This window comes from Pedobacter jeongneungensis, from assembly GCF_039538295.1.
GTDB classification, from domain to species: Bacteria; Bacteroidota; Bacteroidia; order Sphingobacteriales; family Sphingobacteriaceae; genus Pedobacter; species Pedobacter jeongneungensis.
Genome location: NZ_BAABBY010000002.1, coordinates 125,870 through 142,579 on the forward strand (window position 1 = coordinate 125,870; position 16,710 = coordinate 142,579).

Consider the following 16,710-nt stretch of genomic DNA (forward strand, 5'->3'; position numbering starts at 1 on the left):
TCATCCATAAATTGACTAAAAATGTTAACTAACATAAAATATAAATTTAAGCTGTTTTTGTTCGGGGCAACATGCCTGACAGCAGCATTGGTTTCCTGCCAAAAGGAAAAAGGATTGGGAGAAGATCCTTATGCCGGCGGTAAAAAACCACTGGATCTCACTTTCGTTTCTAAAACGATCGAACCAGATGTGGTAAACGCCGGAGATGTTTTAACGGTAAAGGTAAAAGGCTTAAGCAAATACATCAACGATTTTAAAGTATTTGTAAATGAAATAGAAGCCGAAGTGGTTAAAGCATCTACAAACGATAGCACCTTAACGTTCAAAGTTCCTTTAACGGCCAGCACAGGCAGCATGTGGATCACCTCGCAGGGGCAAAGTTTTTTTGGTCCGGTTGTTAAAGTGGGTGGTAAAGTAAGTGTTGATGCCAGCTGGAAAGTAGTTAATGGCGCAACAAACAATACCAATGGTTTTAGTTCCAGTACCATATACGATATTGAGGCTTTACCTGGCGGTAATTATTTTCTTGGAGGTGCATTTAATGATTTTGAATTAAACGGAACCGAAAAATTGCCTATCGGGGGGATCGCACAAATTTCGGGTGATGGTGCCTACACTACAAGTGGGGTTAAATTTGGTAAAGGAGCAGGAGGTGCCGATAAATCCATTTATTCAATTACCCGTATTTCAACCGGATCACAGGCTGGCAAATATATTATTGGCGGCAGTTTTACCAGCTTTAACTCTACACGTATTAACCGCCAAACCCTAAGTAATGTGGCCCGGTTAAATGGCGATGGCTCATTGGATAGTTTAATACTCAGGGATGTAATTAACCCAAAACCACAGGAAACCTATAAAAATGGTGATACAGTTTCCACTTTTAACGCAGGTGTAGATGGTGTGGTGAGAAAAACCTTTGTATTTAACGAACAGGTGTACATTGTAGGTAATTTTAATAATTACAAACGGATGTACTTACCCAATTCCAGTTACGATGAGAAAGTGTACGATTATACACGGATGCGCCAGATGGTCAGGGTAAATATGGATGGTACCATGGATTCTACCTTCCATTACAACAAATCTACCCGCCAAAGTGCAATAGGTGCCAACGGCATTATTTTAGATGCCATGATGCAGAGCGATGGGAAATTAATCCTGGTAGGAACATTCAGCACCTTTAATGGAACGCTGGCCAACAGAATTGTGAGGTTAAACCTTGATGGCAGTGTAGATAACAGCTTTAATGTAGGCTCAGGTGCCAACAGCGACATTATTTCGATAAGATATAATGCCACCACCAACAAAATTGTAGTGGGAGGTACATTTACCAGTTTTAATGGTAAAACAGCTTCGGGTATTAACCTGCTAAATGCCGATGGTTCTAATGTAACAACCTTTACCGGCCAGCCCATAACAGGCGGTATCACAAACTTTGTGGGCCAGCTTAACAACGGAAAAATTATTGTAAGCGGTTCTTTTAATAAATATGGCGATTACCTGCGCCAGGGTTTTATGGTTTTAGAAGCCAACGGAGCTTTAGCTGTTGGTTACAACAATACGGGCGGTTTTCAGGGTGCAATTTACGACATGGCAGAAACTACAGTTGCCACAGGTACAAAGGTGATTCTGGTGGGCGATATCCTTCGTTTTAATGGCACTTTGCCACACAACATCATACGCCTCAATTTTGCTAATTGATCAATATAGTTTCAAATATAATAACAGATGAAAAAAGGATTTACATTAACTGCAACCTTAAAATATCCGGGCCTTTGCCTCGTATTCGGGTTATTCCTTATGGCCGCCGGGTGTAATAAGGATTTTGAAAATACATTGCCACAGAGTTTCAGAAACGATACCTTAGGTTTAGGTGCTGGAAAAAAAGTATTATACATTGTATTGGATGGTGTAACAGGGGCTGCAATAAAAGCACTGGCGCCCACCAATCTGGCTCAGATTAATGCAAAAGCTACCTACACATACGATGGTTTGGCCGATAATAAATACAATGTAATTACCAATGCATCAGCCTGGACAAGCATGTTAACCGGTTACGATTATACCACGCATAAGGTAACAACCGAAGATTTTGCCGGTTTAAACTTACAAAATACACCTACTATTTTTACCCGGGTTAAAAGTTCGTTAAATAATGCCCGGACTGTTTCAATCGCCTCAACCACAGTGTTTAACGATAAACTTGCAGCTGATGCAACCGTAAAACAGAACGTAGCCGATGATGCTGCGGTAAAAGCCGGAGTAGTTACCGAATTAAGCAGCAATAACCCATCAATGGTGGTCGCGCAGTTTCACAGTGCAGAAATTGCTGGCGCCGCCAATGGCTATACAGCTGCAACGCCTGCTTATGCTGCCGCTATAAAAAGTATTGATGGTTACATTGGTGAAATATTAACCGCACTAAAAGCCAGAAAAGGATATTCAGGAGAAAACTGGCTGGTGGTTATTGCATCAAATAAAGGCGGTGGTCCATCGGGTGGCGCACCAGGTTCAAATATTTTTAACGATCCGTCGCGAAATGCCTATATCGCTTTTTACAACCCGCGTTTTTCATCCGTAATGATCTCACAACCAGATCCCAATAGCTATCCGTTTGTGGGTACTGGTCCGCGTTTTATTGCAACAACCAATTCGAACGTTACAGCAATACAAAACAACACCTCAATCGGCAATTTTGGCACCACAGGCGATTTTACCTTTATGTTCAAATTTAGGGATGATTATGGTCAGGCCAATTACTATCCGATGTTCCTTGCAAAAAGAAACGCTTTTAACTCGGTTTCATCTACCGGATGGGGCTTTTTGTTCGGCGCAAACTCTGCACAGTTAGATTGGGGTGGCAACCCCCGTCCGGGCTTTGGTATCGATATCCGCGACGGACGCTGGCACACCGTAGCCTTTACCATAGGTTTATTAAACAATGTAAGAACACTTACTTTATATGTGGATGGTTTAACCAGGTATTCAGGATCTGTAAATGGAAGAAACATTGATAACAGCATCCCGCTCAGATTAGGCGGCGACGTTGGAACCAATGGCGATACACAAACCAACATCTTAATCAGAGATGTGGCCTTGTTTAACGTAGCGATGTCTGCAACAGATGTAGCTGCAGTAATGAGGACGCAGATTAAAACAACTACACCTTTTTACAATAACTTACTTGGCTTTTGGCCTGGCAATGAAACCAGTGGTACCCAAATGCTCGATCAATCTGGTAAAGGAAATAATTTTACCTACAGCAGTAACGTAACATTTGCAGGTTTCGAAGAAATTTCGCCAAATATCTCACCTGATATTTCACCTGCAGCTTATCTTTCAGTACCTAACGGTGTCGATATTCCAATGCTTATTTACAACTGGTTAAATATTGCTGTTTCGCCTCAATGGGGTTTAACAGGCAGGTTGTATAGTCCAACTGTTGCATTACCAACTAATTAACTTTAAATATTAATAACATGAAATTTAATCAGTTAACTAAAATATTTGGCCTGTCTCTTTTAGTGGCATTTACTGCCTGTAAAAAGTATGGCTATGAAGTTCCGGATGGATATCCTGATGATTCTCAAAACATAGCCGACGGCACCATCGATACCAACATGAAACTGATCGATAAGTCGATGTACGCCAAGGCAAGGGTATTTCCAGGGTTGGTAGATCAATCAGAGCCGAGAGTAAAAGATGCTCAGTTTACTTTAGACTTAAACTTTACCGATCAAACTGCACAAAATTTAAGGATTTCCGTAGCACCCTCACCACAATATAGTACAGGGTATTACGCTGCTCCGGGTGAGTTGATCAAACTTGTGGTTCCTGCCGGCATTGATGGTTTAACCGTACAGATTGGTGCACATACCGATAACCTGGCAGGTAAATCTCCGTTATTACGCGATCCGGTGATTTACAACAGGAAAAAACTGGTTTCGGGTGTAAATTATATCAGGAATCTTTACGGTGGCCACATTTACATCCTCGCAACTTTTGCTTATGCAAGTCCGGTAACTTTTAGCATAACCGGAGCATGCGCATCGCCTGATTTTATTTTAGGTCAATCTACTGATACAGAATGGATAAACAGGGTAAAAGCATCATCTGTGCCATGGCTCGAGCTGCGAACAAAACGTGTAATTTTTACTATTCCCAGAGATAAGGTTTTGGCTACCTTCAATTCTGCTGAGCCATTTACCAATCCTACTTTGGCCATGACCAAGTGGAACGATGTTTTTGATCTGGATTATAACGCCTGGATGGGCTTATCAGATAATGCACCGGATATCAGAGACCGTAGTCCGCAAAGTCAATGGCGTGGCGTGCTCGATATTCAGCTCACTAACGGATACGGACATAATGGATTCCCGTTTGTAGGTACCAATGATAGCGAATGGTTCAGAAGTTTTACCAGTGTAAAAAGTTTAAACACCAGCGAAGGTCAATGGGGTTCATATCACGAATTTGGGCACAATTGTCAGCAAGGAAGTGTTTGGAGCTGGAGTACTTTAGGCGAAACCACCAATAACCTGTTTAGCTTTAAAGTGGCCAATAGAATTGGTGCCAATTACAATATCCTGCATCCAGCGGTTTCGAGTGGTTTTCCTAAAGCAATTGCTTATGCAACAGCAGTTGGAACCAAAAATTTTGATACCGATGCAGCGATGAATGCTGTAGATGAAGCACCCTTTATGAAAATGACGCCTTTTGTGCAAATTTTCGAATTATACGGATATGGTGCAATGACTTATTTGTATAAAGAAGCCCGCCACGCTGATCGTTTAAATACCAACGATATTACCAAACATAACTTTGTTTACGAAAAGCTTTCTGATTATACCAAAATTGATTTGGCCCCATTTTTCGACGCATGGGGGATTTTGATTAGTGATGCCGTAATTGCAAAAGTATCAGCTAAATACCCAATGTTAAATAAGGCCATCTGGACCTATAATCCACTAAACAAAACCGGTGGAACGGCCGCATACGATCCGACGCGTGTAATTTCAGTAAGTTCTTTGCAGAGTACCACCAGTGATCTGGGTTCCAATTTAATTGATGGCAATACGGCTACATTTTGGCATTCTAAATATAGCCCGGCCCCAACCGCTGCAGAAACCTTTCCTTTTACCGTAATTATCGGTACCGGAACCCGTACTGCTATACCGGTTAAAGGAATTACATTTAATCAGAGAACGAGTAACAACAATGGTTATATAAAAGATGTTGAAATATTTGCAAGTAATGATAATGTTAGTTACACATCCGTAGGAACCACTACAGTACCGCAGAATGCAAATAAATACGATTTCAATTTTCCCGGGGGGAGTGTCAACACTAAATTTATAAAAGTATTGATAAAAACAGGCGCCAGCACCGTGTTTTGCTCTTTAGCCGAATGTAATCTGATCAAACCTTAATGCACCATTATGAAAACCAACAATAAAATATATAAGATACTGCTTTGTGTTTGTACCATTAGTATTCTGGGTTACACCAGCTGTAAAAAATATGCTAATCCGCCCGCAGTTTATGAAGAATTAAAGCCACAATCAGTCGGACAGCGCAAAGTTTTAGTCATTAGTATCGATGGCGTTACCGGCAGTGAAATTAAAACCATCGCTCCACCAAGCATAACAGCGTTACAGAAAACATCAAAATATTCTTTTGAAGTGCTTAAAAGCGGAATAGGTAACGATGCATCTTCCTGGGTAACCATGACAACCGGTGTAAGTTACATCAAGCACTCCATTGGTACCGATAATTTTGAAAGATTAAGAGACCCTAATGCAGATGAACATGCCGAAATTAAATCATATAGAAATGTTTTAGACTACATTACTCAATATAAATCAACAAAAACAGCAGTAATTACACCATGGGATAATCTGCGGAGATATTTAAGAAATGCTGATTTTTCACCTGTGGTGGGTACTGATGTGGCTGTTAAAGACAGTACAGTTAATATCTTAACCAGGCAGGAAGGCGTGGGTGCAGTTATTGTTAATTTTAGAGAGGTAGAAACGGCAGGTTTAAACGGTGGTTTCATCGCAACAAACAGCAATTATAAAAATGCAATATTAAAGGCAGATGAGTATGTTGGCAATATCATAACCGCTTTAAAAGCAAGAAAAAATTATGCTTCAGAAGATTGGTTAGTCATTGTTACTACCATCCATGGTGGCAGTAGTATAAATCCGCAATCTGGTTTTTTAATTGCTTCAAATAAAAATTTAAAAGAAGAAGAAGTAAAGAAAAGAGGCTTTAATACTCCGCTGTTTAATGCCACCGCAATAGGCGCACAGGTTAATAATGATAATGGTTTATATGATGCCGGATCAACAAAAGATTTTACCGTGCAGATGCAGGCGAAATTTAATACCGAGAATTATTATGTTGGTTTCCTATCTAAAAGTACCATAATCAGCGGCACCACGCAAACAGGATGGATGTGGTTTCAAACCGATTCTAAAAAATGGAATGTTTCTTTTGGCGGTACCGCCAACGGATCTGGTATTAACAGGCAGGAGGTTAATGGCGGTGGGGTAGTGTTTGATGGCGGATGGCATACTTTAACCATGACGGTTAAATATGTAAATGCAACAACCAGAACAGTAACGCTTTATACCGATGGTAACCCAAATCAATCTATAAATATTAGTGCGCATAAAAGTTTATCAACATCAGAAAAATTAACATTAGGCTATAAGCAGTTTTCAGGCGGAACCGGTTTAAGTTTTCAGGGTGCAGAACTGGCTTATTTTAATACGGCACTTGATGCTGCAACAGTAAAAGCAAATGTTGGCTTAAAAGATATGACCAAGCATCCCAATTATGCCAATCTGATTGGATATTGGCAAAATAACGAAGGAACCGATGCCTATTTAGGAAATAAAGCGCCGGGCGGCTACGATATGTCTTTATATGGCCCTTTTACCTGGAAAGCTATGGGAACCGATGCTCCACCATCCGTAACACCTGATGCTGATGCTTCGGGTAAATCTATAGCATTAACACCTGCTACCGTTAGTGCAAATATGTTATACTGGATGAATATCAAAATTTTAGCAGATTTTGGTATAGATGGAAACCCCTTCTTAAATCAGTTCGAATTAGAATTTTTAAAATAGTAGTTAGTTTAGTTAGTGAAACCCTTGCCGCCGGAGGTGGCAAAGGGTTTTTTAGTTTAATGCTGATAATAGTTGGTAAGAAATCATCATTGCGGTAAAGCTTTTTCAGCCGACGAAGCAATCTTACTACTATGGATTATCACGATCGCTTTAAATTCATTTCAGGTTCTATTGCAAATCGATTAGTAAGCTGGGATTTCGTCATTGTGAAAGCTAAAACCAAAGTCTAATGTTCTTAATTCCTTAACTTACTTTGACAATCTTTCTGCATCATGCCCGTAAGATTGTCAAAGTTTAAATTAATATGTAATCGCGATCGCTTTAAATTCATTTCAGGGTCTATTGCTTATAATTTTTAATAAATATCATTTTTTTTAAATCTATTAGTAAGCTGGGATTTCGTCATTGTGAAAGCTAAAACCAAAGTCTAATGTTCTTAATTCATTAATCAAACTTACCTTGGCAATCTTTCGGCATCATGCCCGTAAGATTGTCATAGTTTAAATTAATATTCTTAATGGTCAAACGTTAAACCACTACTCACCCCATCGTAACATCTTTAAAACTCAAACGTTTGCGCAGAAACATTTTCATCATCCTAAACTAATCATCAGTAATTTGGTTCCACGAGACCAATTTTAACACACACAAATGAAAAAAAAGCTAACCATTTTATTTACATTATTATTTATCGCCGGGCAAATCAGCGCGCAGGATCTGCCTTCCGAGCTGCAAACTCCAGAAGTAGTTTCGGTAAACCGTTTACCCATGCGCGCATCGGCCTTTGCCTTCGAAAACCAGGAGCTGGCCGCTAAGAGAGCAAAAGAAAAATCAGCCTATTTTTTATCCTTAAACGGAACCTGGAAATTTAACTGGGTAAAAGATCCGCGTAAACGCCCAACCGATTTTTATAAAGTAGATTTTGACGATAAAACCTGGGATAATTTTAAAGTTCCGGCCAATTGGGAAGTGAATGGCTACGGGCTGCCTATTTACGTAAATCAACCTTACGAATTTGCCGGCCGGCAGTTAACCGGTGCAAAAATGAACCCGCCATTCGATATTCCTGCAGACAATAATCCGGTAGGTTCTTACCGTAAAAAAATCAATATTCCTGCAAACTGGGATGGCAGACAGGTATTTATCAGTTTGGGTGCAGTTAAATCGGCATTTTACATCTGGGTAAATGGCAAAAAAGTGGGTTATAGTGAAGACAGCAAGCTTGCCGCCGAATTTGATGTCACCAAATTTGTTAAACCCGGCGAAAATACCATTGCACTGCAGGTTTACAGGTGGAGCGATGGAAGTTATTTAGAATGCCAGGACATGTGGCGCATTTCGGGCATCGAACGCGAGGTTTATCTTTATTCTACCCCAAAACTGGATATCCGCGATTTTAAGGTAATTGGTAATCTAGATGCCACTTACACCAACGGCTTGTTAAATGTTGATTTAGCTGTAGAAAATTATAAAATAGATCAGCGCACCAACCACAGCCGTCCCGATAGTTTTTATGTAGCACTCGATCTGGTTGATGCAAAAGGCAATAAGGTTTGGAAAGAGGAAACAACGCTTCAAAAAGTGTTAGGTAACTATAAAACCAATCTTTCTTTTAAAACGCAGGTCAGCAATGTAAAAAACTGGTCTGCAGAAATCCCTTATTTATATACCCTCTATATCACCTTAAAAGATAAAAACAATAAAATTATCGAGGTTATTCCGCAACGTGTCGGCTTCCGTTCTGTTGAAATTAAAGGAAGCGACTTATTGGTAAACGGCAAACGCGTATTTCTGAAAGGCGTAAACAGGCACGAACATAATGCCACCCAGGGCCATACCTTAACCCACGCCGATATGGAAAAAGATATGGAAATGATGAAAAAGCTCAATGTAAATGCCGTTCGTCATTCTCATTATCCGCCAGATCCTTACTGGATGGAACTTTGTGATGAATACGGCTTATATGTAATTGACGAAGCCAATATCGAATCGCACGGACGTTATTACAGCTTAGAAACCACTTTCGCCAACGATAAACAGTGGAGAAACCCACATCTCGAACGCATTACAAGGATGTACGAGCGCGATAAAAACCATGCTTCCGTAATTACCTGGTCTTTAGGGAACGAAGCCGGTAATGGTGTTAACTTTTACGAAGCTTACCAATGGCTTAAAGCAAAAGATATCCGACCTGTACAGTACGAAAGAGCGGAGAGCGATTTCAACACCGATATGATCGTTCCGCAGTATCCTTCACCAAATTATTTGCCGCGCTATTCAAAACAGGAGAAAGAAACCCGTCCGTTTATTATGAGCGAGTATGCACACATTATGGGCAACAGTCTGGGTAATTTTAAAGAATATTGGGATGCCATTGAAAATAACCCTAAACTACAAGGCGGTTTTGTGTGGGAATGGATCGATCAGGCGATTGATACCGTTAAAAATGGCAAACGCATTATGGCTTATGGCGGCGATTTCCCTTTAAGCGGTCCTGTTGACGAGAATTTCAGTGACAACGATTTCTGTGTAAAAGGTGTGGTAACCGCATACCGCGGGATGACACCAATGGCCGTTGAATTGAAAAAAGTACATCAGTACATCAAAACAACCTTTAACGGCACCAACCAGATCAATGTAAACAACAGCTATTTCTTTAAAGATATCAGTAATGTACAATTAAACTGGGAACTGGTAGAAGATGGAAAAGTAATCCAGACAGGAGTGGTAACCAACCTGAATATTGGTCCTCGCCAAACACAGCAATTAACTTTACCGTTTAAAACCAATTATGCTGCAGGAAAAGAATATTTCCTCAATGTGCGTTACCGTTTAAAAACACCTGAGCCATTTTTAGAAAAAGGTTATGAGATTGCTTACGAGCAGATTGCATTAGCCGGCACGCCGAAAGCTAATGTTTATGCTGCTGGTAAAAAAGCTTTAAAAGTTGAGCAAACAGCCGATAGGGCAGTAGTTAAAGGAAGCGATTTTACCATTACTTTCGATTTAACCAAAGGAACATTAATCAGTTATTTATCAAAAGGGCAGGAGTTATTGGCCTCCGGACCACAGCCTGGCTTTTATCGTGCACCAACCGATAACGACATCGGCGCGGGTTTAAATACCAGATTACGCATGTGGCGCAATGTGTATCAGGATAACGATGTAGCAAATATAAAATCTACCGTAAATTCAACAGCTGATGGTTTTACCTTAACCGTTAAGTCAAGTTTATTGAAAGGCGATGCCGAAACCACGCAGGAATTTAATGTTTTGGCCGATGGAACCATCAAAGTAAACAATCAGTTTAAAGCGGTAACCGGTAATTATAAAAGCCTGATGCGCATCGGTAACGATCTGCAGCTGAAAAACGATTTCAGCAATATTCAATGGTATGGCCGTGGTCCGGGAGAGAATTATGCAGACCGGAAAACGGCTTCGTTAATCGGTACCTATAAATCAACCGTTTCCGATCAGTATTTTCCTTACGCCCGTCCGCAGGAGAGTGGAAATAAAACAGAAGTACGCTGGGTAACTTTCACCAATAAAGCAGGTAAAGGTTTACGTTTCGAATTTGCAGATCAGTTGTTAAGTTTTAATGCACTGCCTTATGCCGTAGAAGATCTTGATCCCGAAGCAGAGAAAAAGCAGTACCACTCCGGCGAACTGGTAAAGCGCAACCAGGTTTATGTACATATGGATTTGCAGCAACTGGGCGTTCAGGGAATCGACAGCTGGGGCTCCATGCCTTTAATTCAGTATCAGATTCCATTTAAAGATTACCAGTATAGTTATTATATTAAACCGATTAAATAATGGATGACGTAAAATGGATGATGTGATTCTATCATCCATTTTACATTGCTAACAATTTACTTATGAAATTAAAATTAACCCTTCTGATGTTTTTAATTGGCGCTGCTGTATATGCTCAAGTGCCAAAATTAGCAGCAACGCCGCCTATGGGCTGGATGAGCTGGAACATCATGTCAGAAAATCCGAACGAAAAGGATATTAAAGAAATGGCTGATGCCATGGTAAACAGCGGAATGGTAAAAGCAGGTTATCAGTATATCTTTCTGGACGATTGCTGGCAGGGCGGCCGCGACAACAAAAACAATATTATTGCTGATCCAAAGAAATTTCCTTCGGGCATTAAAGCTTTGGCCGATTACCTCCATAGTAAAGGCATGAAACTGGGTATATATTCTGATGCTGCACCCTTAACCTGTGGCGGTTATACGGCAAGTTTAAATTTTGAAGAACAGGATGCCAAAACCTTTGCCTCCTGGGATATCGATTATTTAAAATACGACTATTGCAATGCGCCTGAGGATGTAGAAACGGCTAAAAAACGTTACGGTACCATAGCAAAGGCACTGCGTAAATCAGGAAGGGATATTGTGTTGGGCATCTGCGAGTGGGGGCCACGCGAACCCTGGAACTGGGGCGCACAGGTTGGCGGACAAAGCTGGCGCACCACTTTTGATATCAGGGATAAATGGATGGATATTGAAGGGAAAGGAGGCGTAGGCATTTACAACGTGGTTGATAAAATGGCGGGATTGGCGAGTTTTTCAGGTCCCGGTAAGTGGAACGATGGCGATATGTTGGTGGCTGGATTGCATGGTACAAAAGGGCCTTCATCTGCTTTTAATGGTAATGGCTGCACAAAAGCCGAATACCAGAGCCAGATGAGTTTATATAGCATACTTAATTCTCCGCTATATGCCAGTTGCGATATCCGTAAAATGGATGATGAAGCAAAAAATATTTTTACCAATGCTGAAATAATTGCCTTAAATCAGGATGTTTTGGGCAAACAGGCCGAAAGAAAAATCAAAACCGATATATGGGATGTTTTTCTTCGTCCGTTGGCCAATGGCGATTTTGCCGTTGCAATTTTAAATAAATCAGCATCCACACAAAATGCCAAAGTAAATTTTGCGGAGCTGGGCTTAGCCGATCAATATGAAATTAAAGATTTATGGCAGCATAAAATGATTGGCAAAAATAACAAGTGGACAGGTGAAGTGACCGCTCACGAAACCAAAGTTTTCCGGCTAAAAAAAGTTTAAAACTTTAAGCTTAAATCAATCAAAAATGGCTGTAAGCAGAAAAATTGCTTTAAAAACCGATGAGCAAAGCGGTAATCAGCTTCATATTTATGAAGTAAATCCAATTATCTTTTACTCCGGCGAAGCAGACGAACTCAATATCGAACTCTTGGAATTCAATTATGGCGAACTGATTATTAAGTCGCTGTCTACAGCCATTTTAAAAGTAAAAGAATTGTTTATGGAGGATGAAGGGTTTAAAATAAAATGGAAGCAGGATACAAAAGGGTTGCGCATCACCCTGCCTGATGGCTTGACCAACGATGAAAACCGAAAAAAATGCACGTTAAAGATTAAATTCTAAATTGCTTAAACCTGTGGAATACTGGTCAGCTTTATAAGTTTTTTTTAGTAATTGTAGCGTTTTTATCGGAGCACCCGTTTAAGGTAACAAACCAAATAAACTAAACGATGCTCTACACATTAACCTCTATTGTACTGATTATAAGTTTAACATGGGGCCATAAAGATGGCAATGGATCCATGCGGAACAAAGATTAAAATTGTAATATGATAATAGTGGTGTCAGATGGAAACATCAGGCACCATCAAAATCAAACAACATTTTCTAAATATTCCGAAATACTTGTTTTCAACTTAACCAGTGTTGTTCCGTTATTCTCAGGATCCGTATTCCCGTTCACAACAGTTTCGGTCATTTCGATAAAATTTTTCCTTGCATCCGGCGAAAAACCTATCTTTTCCAGCGTTTCATCCCAATTTTCATGCGGAATCTGTTTTGCTTTTACCTCTTTATTCAAAACTGTAGAAAATGCGGCAGCAACATCATCCGAACTTAACTTTTCAGGTCCAACAATCTCGTAGATTTTCGATTCATCATCTTTTACCAACACATTAGCAACAAATTCGGCAACATCCATGGGTGAAATCATCGGGATGGCTAAATCAGTTGGGTAAAAAGTAGGTAATATGCTGCTTTTTTTAGCTTCGGGCATTTGTAAAAGCCAGTTGCTATAGTAATAAGCCGGCCTGACAAATATCTGTGGGATATCCAGATCTTCAAAAGCATGCTCCAGCATGTGCGACATTAACAAATTCCCTGTGCCTTTATCATATTGCGCACCAATGGATGATAAACCGACCACTTTTTTAATCGAAGATTGTTGGATCGCTTTATGATAATTTTCGAGAATGGTTTTAGTTTCACCCAACACATCCTCATTCTTTCCGGTTTCAGGTGTTAAAACGAATAGTATATCTCCGCCTTTAAAAGCATCGGTTAAAGAATTTAAATCCATAGCATCAGCTACCGCCACTTCGGCTCCCTTTTCTTTTATTTCTGAAGCTTTTTCAGGATGATGAATAACAGCTTTAACAGGTAGTTTTTTAGCCAATAAATGATCCATAATTGCTGATCCGACCTGACCAGACGCGCCTAAGATTACGTACATAACAATCAAATTTTAGTTACGAGCGTTTTCTTAATCAACAAGTAGCAAAGAGTTTTGGTTTCAGGTATGAGTATTTTTCTATCGGTTGGTGTCTCACCAACTGAAACTTTCCTTATTTCCTCTCAAAAGAGAAGTCAAGTTTATTGGCAGGGTGGCTATTCAAATTTGACTTCTATATCACCGTGGTCTGTGTCTCCACAGACCGTTCTTCTATTGGTTGGTGTCTCACCGACCAAAACTATCGCCATGGTTCGTGTCCCCACGGACAAAAATACTAAAGGTCCAATGGCCGTGGTCTTTACCGCCGTGGTCTGTGTCTCCACAGACCGCTCTTCTATGGTTGGTGTCAATTCTCTTGCTTGGTGGCCCACCAACCAAAACTTTATTTTACATGCTCCTTAATAAAGCTTTGCGGATTATAAAACCGATCATTCAATTGCGTATTGTTAAAAGTTAACCAGCTGGCACAGCCAAAATCATCAAATTTCTTTCTGATTTCCAAATGAAGATGATGATAATCGCCACCGTATTTTTTGCTTTCCTGTGGGGTAAATAACCTGGCCAGTTTGGTATTCTGATCAACCGCCTGACCATTGCTTACATAAACTTCTTTTAAATGTTTGTACGAGGTAAACATCATCTGTCCGTTCGGTAATTTATGCTTAACCACAACCGTGCGCTGGTTTTCGCTCAAATGAACAGAACATACTATTCCATTGGCCATGGCGTAAACATTCACCAGTTTTGCCTTTGGTTGTGCAGGGTTAATATCAATAGCCGTGTGGATATGCCCTTTAACATAACTATCGCGGTGATCGCCAAAAATGCTGATGATTTTGATGTTGTTTACCTTTTTACGGTTGGCCACATCAAACGGAAGATACCATTGATCGGCGATTTTTAAAGGAGCCGCATCCGTATAATAAGGTTTCCAGCGATCGCGGTCTTTTTCAATCGTTGGTGTTTCGAATAAAAGTGCTGATAAAAAGATAAATAGTAATGTTTTCATGCTTTAAGGATTTAAAAGCAAGATAACATTATTTAAAGAAATTAACTATTTTTATAGTTTATAGAAAGAATCGTCATCTCGACTGGAACGCAGTGGAATGGAGAAATCTAACTCGAGACAGATTTCTCGACTTCGCTTTGCTCCGCTCGAAATGACGATAATAGTATGAATTTAGCTACGCCAAAACATCCTCTTTCAGCGCCTCTGCGGCCGGATTAACCAAAGTACCAATCAGTTCAGGAACAGGAACATCCGTGCTTTCGCTGTAACCATGGGTTAACAACCTTACCCTGTTAATGCAAACCCTGATAAATTCTGGTACAAATAGGTCGAATTTTTCAAATTTTGGCGATAATTCTGGATTTTCCTGCTGAAACTCTAAAATTACATCAGCCACCTGACGCCAGAACTGTTTCTCGTCCATTCCTACATAACTATGGAAAATATTGCCCAGATACCTGAATACCGCATCAAATATGCCTGAAAGGATAAATAATGGCGCCAGTTCATCGTTAATTTCTCTTAAAACATCAACAAGGTCATTCGGTAATTTAGCTTTCGATTCTTCTGTTAATACAATTTCTTCCACAAAATCTTTAATGATAATGCGCTCCGGAACACCATTTTTCATGACCAGAATCGTATTTTCACCATGTGGACTAAAGAAAAAGGCATGTTTATAGAAAATCCTCAACACCGGTTTCAAGTAAGCCGATAAATAAGCGTTTAACCAGCTTGAAGCGTCTAATCCAGATTTTTCGATCAGTGCCTGCACCATACTTTTGCCATTATCATCCACATAAAGTAAACTGGCCATCGTCATGATGTTTTCGCCCTCCAGCAGGTAATTTTCAGCACTTTCGCGCCAAATGGCACCTAAAAATTCCTGGTACTGATACGGCGAACCCGGAATTTCACTGTATTGCGGATGGGTATAGGCTACCGTAGCTACTTCACCTAGAAGAACCACGCGGGTTTGTTTCAGGTATTCATCACCCTGCAGCATGTTTTTTGCCCACTGGGTAACTTTTGGTGCAATAGCCAGTTTTTTAGGTGATAATCCCCTGAAAATTGAGGTATTTAAGATTGAAATAGCAGTTTTTACGTAATGTTTTTTAGGCTCGCTCACATTAAAGAAAGTACGGATGCTGTTCTGGCACATGTATTCGTCGTTACCAAGGCCAACAGGTACAATTAGCTGATGGGCAATATCATGCGCCAGTTGCAATACAATTTTATTGTTCCACTGCCATTCGTGTACTGGGATAAAAAAATAATCTTCAGGATTTAATTCCTGTCGGATCAATACCTGGTTAAAATCGTGAACCTGTTTTAAACTCAATTCTTCGTTATAAAAAGAAAAAGGAGAAATGCTTTCGATGCTCTTAAATTGTGCCCTTGATCGGTGTACCGCCAACCAGGCCAATTGTGTACGCTGTGCAGCTTCGGGTGCATATTTGCCCTGATCGCTGTGGTTAAAGCCAATACGGCCTTTGTTGATCGTAGCCCATGGATGACCATCCATCTGATGCTCAATGGTTTGATAGTCGGCATTGGCCAGTTCATCAGCGGTTAACCGGCCTTTTTCGTGGATATAAGCATCAGCATATAAAGTATTTAATGTTTCTTCAATAAAATGGGCGAGGGTAAATGGTTTAATACCAAAAGTTTGCTGTAATTCGGCGTAAAAGGCAGGCGCATTGTTTACCGCTACATTTTCGCCGTTTACAAACTTTTTGATGCTCTGTTTATCGATGTGCAGGTAATCCAAAGCGCGCTGCTGACCAGAGAAAGTATAGTAAATATCCTCAGAATCAGTAGCCAAACGGAAATTGAGAACACCATCTTCATTTGTATTCACTAATGTTGGTTCTGCCAGTTTCTCGTGCATCAGTTCCACGATCGATTTTGCAATATAGTTTAGGTTTACCTTATCCCAAACTTCTTTTTTTAAAGGTTTTATGTGATTGAAATTGTTGTAACTCATGGTATTTAATTTTTTAAGTTGTTAGTCCGGATTTGCAATCCGG

General features: G+C 40.2%; 10 protein-coding genes. 7 read left to right on the plus strand and 3 right to left on the minus strand.

All coding sequences use genetic code 11. The annotated features are described in order from the left end of the window. The first annotated feature begins 21 nt into the window (after window positions 1-21). The 7 genes from ABD769_RS04290 to ABD769_RS04320 all read left to right on the plus strand — a co-directional run bounded on the left by ABD769_RS04290 (window position 22) and on the right by ABD769_RS04320 (window position 12,563). Window positions 22-1,704, plus strand: coding sequence for a DUF5008 domain-containing protein (locus ABD769_RS04290; RefSeq protein WP_344849730.1), 1,683 nt, complete (start codon window positions 22-24; stop codon window positions 1,702-1,704). A gap of 27 nt (window positions 1,705-1,731) precedes the next feature. Beyond that, the gene (locus ABD769_RS04295; protein WP_344849731.1) at window positions 1,732-3,465 is read left to right on the plus strand and encodes a LamG-like jellyroll fold domain-containing protein; all 1,734 of its coding nucleotides are present in this window, start codon (window positions 1,732-1,734) and stop codon (window positions 3,463-3,465) included. Window positions 3,466-3,482: 17 nt separating this feature from the next. Beyond that, window positions 3,483-5,432: a M60 family metallopeptidase gene (locus tag ABD769_RS04300; protein ID WP_344849732.1), complete on the plus strand. Its 1,950-nt coding sequence runs from the start codon at window positions 3,483-3,485 to the stop codon at window positions 5,430-5,432. A 9-nt stretch (window positions 5,433-5,441) separates the two neighbouring features. Then, window positions 5,442-7,142 carry an alkaline phosphatase family protein gene (locus ABD769_RS04305; RefSeq protein ID WP_344849734.1) on the plus strand — a complete coding sequence of 567 codons (1,701 nt, stop codon included), beginning with the start codon at window positions 5,442-5,444 and terminating at the stop codon, window positions 7,140-7,142. Window positions 7,143-7,793: 651 nt separating this feature from the next. Further along, complete coding sequence (gene lacZ, locus ABD769_RS04310; protein ID WP_344849735.1) at window positions 7,794-10,958, plus strand: beta-galactosidase, LacZ type; 3,165 nt, start codon at window positions 7,794-7,796, stop codon at window positions 10,956-10,958. A 62-nt stretch (window positions 10,959-11,020) separates the two neighbouring features. After that, entirely contained in the window at window positions 11,021-12,220 is a 1,200-nt protein-coding gene (locus tag ABD769_RS04315) for a glycoside hydrolase family 27 protein (RefSeq protein WP_344849736.1), read from the plus strand. Between the two features lie 25 nt (window positions 12,221-12,245). Beyond that, the gene (locus ABD769_RS04320) at window positions 12,246-12,563 is read left to right on the plus strand and encodes a hypothetical protein (RefSeq protein ID WP_344849738.1); all 318 of its coding nucleotides are present in this window, start codon (window positions 12,246-12,248) and stop codon (window positions 12,561-12,563) included. A gap of 250 nt (window positions 12,564-12,813) precedes the next feature. Here ABD769_RS04320 and ABD769_RS04325 read toward each other — a convergent pair whose 3' ends face one another. The 3 genes from ABD769_RS04325 to ABD769_RS04335 form a co-directional block, all read right to left on the minus strand. After that, on the minus strand, window positions 12,814-13,671 hold the full coding sequence (locus ABD769_RS04325) for an NmrA family NAD(P)-binding protein (RefSeq protein ID WP_344849740.1): 858 nt from the start codon (window positions 13,669-13,671) through the stop codon (window positions 12,814-12,816). A gap of 382 nt (window positions 13,672-14,053) precedes the next feature. After that, on the minus strand, window positions 14,054-14,680 hold the full coding sequence (locus ABD769_RS04330) for a M23 family metallopeptidase (RefSeq protein ID WP_344849742.1): 627 nt from the start codon (window positions 14,678-14,680) through the stop codon (window positions 14,054-14,056). Between the two features lie 175 nt (window positions 14,681-14,855). After that, the gene (locus ABD769_RS04335) at window positions 14,856-16,667 is read right to left on the minus strand and encodes an IucA/IucC family protein (RefSeq protein ID WP_344849743.1); all 1,812 of its coding nucleotides are present in this window, start codon (window positions 16,665-16,667) and stop codon (window positions 14,856-14,858) included. Between the last annotated feature and the right edge of the window lie 43 nt (window positions 16,668-16,710).

Coding starts and splice junctions, on each gene's coding strand:
- ABD769_RS04290 (WP_344849730.1), top strand. CDS start 22: ATGTTAACTAACATAAAATATAAATTTAAGCTGTTTTTGTTCGGGGCA.
- ABD769_RS04295 (WP_344849731.1), top strand. CDS start 1,732: ATGAAAAAAGGATTTACATTAACTGCAACCTTAAAATATCCGGGCCTT.
- ABD769_RS04300 (WP_344849732.1), top strand. CDS start 3,483: ATGAAATTTAATCAGTTAACTAAAATATTTGGCCTGTCTCTTTTAGTG.
- ABD769_RS04305 (WP_344849734.1), top strand. CDS start 5,442: ATGAAAACCAACAATAAAATATATAAGATACTGCTTTGTGTTTGTACC.
- lacZ (WP_344849735.1), top strand. CDS start 7,794: ATGAAAAAAAAGCTAACCATTTTATTTACATTATTATTTATCGCCGGG.
- ABD769_RS04315 (WP_344849736.1), top strand. CDS start 11,021: ATGAAATTAAAATTAACCCTTCTGATGTTTTTAATTGGCGCTGCTGTA.
- ABD769_RS04320 (WP_344849738.1), top strand. CDS start 12,246: ATGGCTGTAAGCAGAAAAATTGCTTTAAAAACCGATGAGCAAAGCGGT.
- ABD769_RS04325 (WP_344849740.1), bottom strand. CDS start 13,671: ATGTACGTAATCTTAGGCGCGTCTGGTCAGGTCGGATCAGCAATTATG.
- ABD769_RS04330 (WP_344849742.1), bottom strand. CDS start 14,680: ATGAAAACATTACTATTTATCTTTTTATCAGCACTTTTATTCGAAACA.
- ABD769_RS04335 (WP_344849743.1), bottom strand. CDS start 16,667: ATGAGTTACAACAATTTCAATCACATAAAACCTTTAAAAAAAGAAGTT.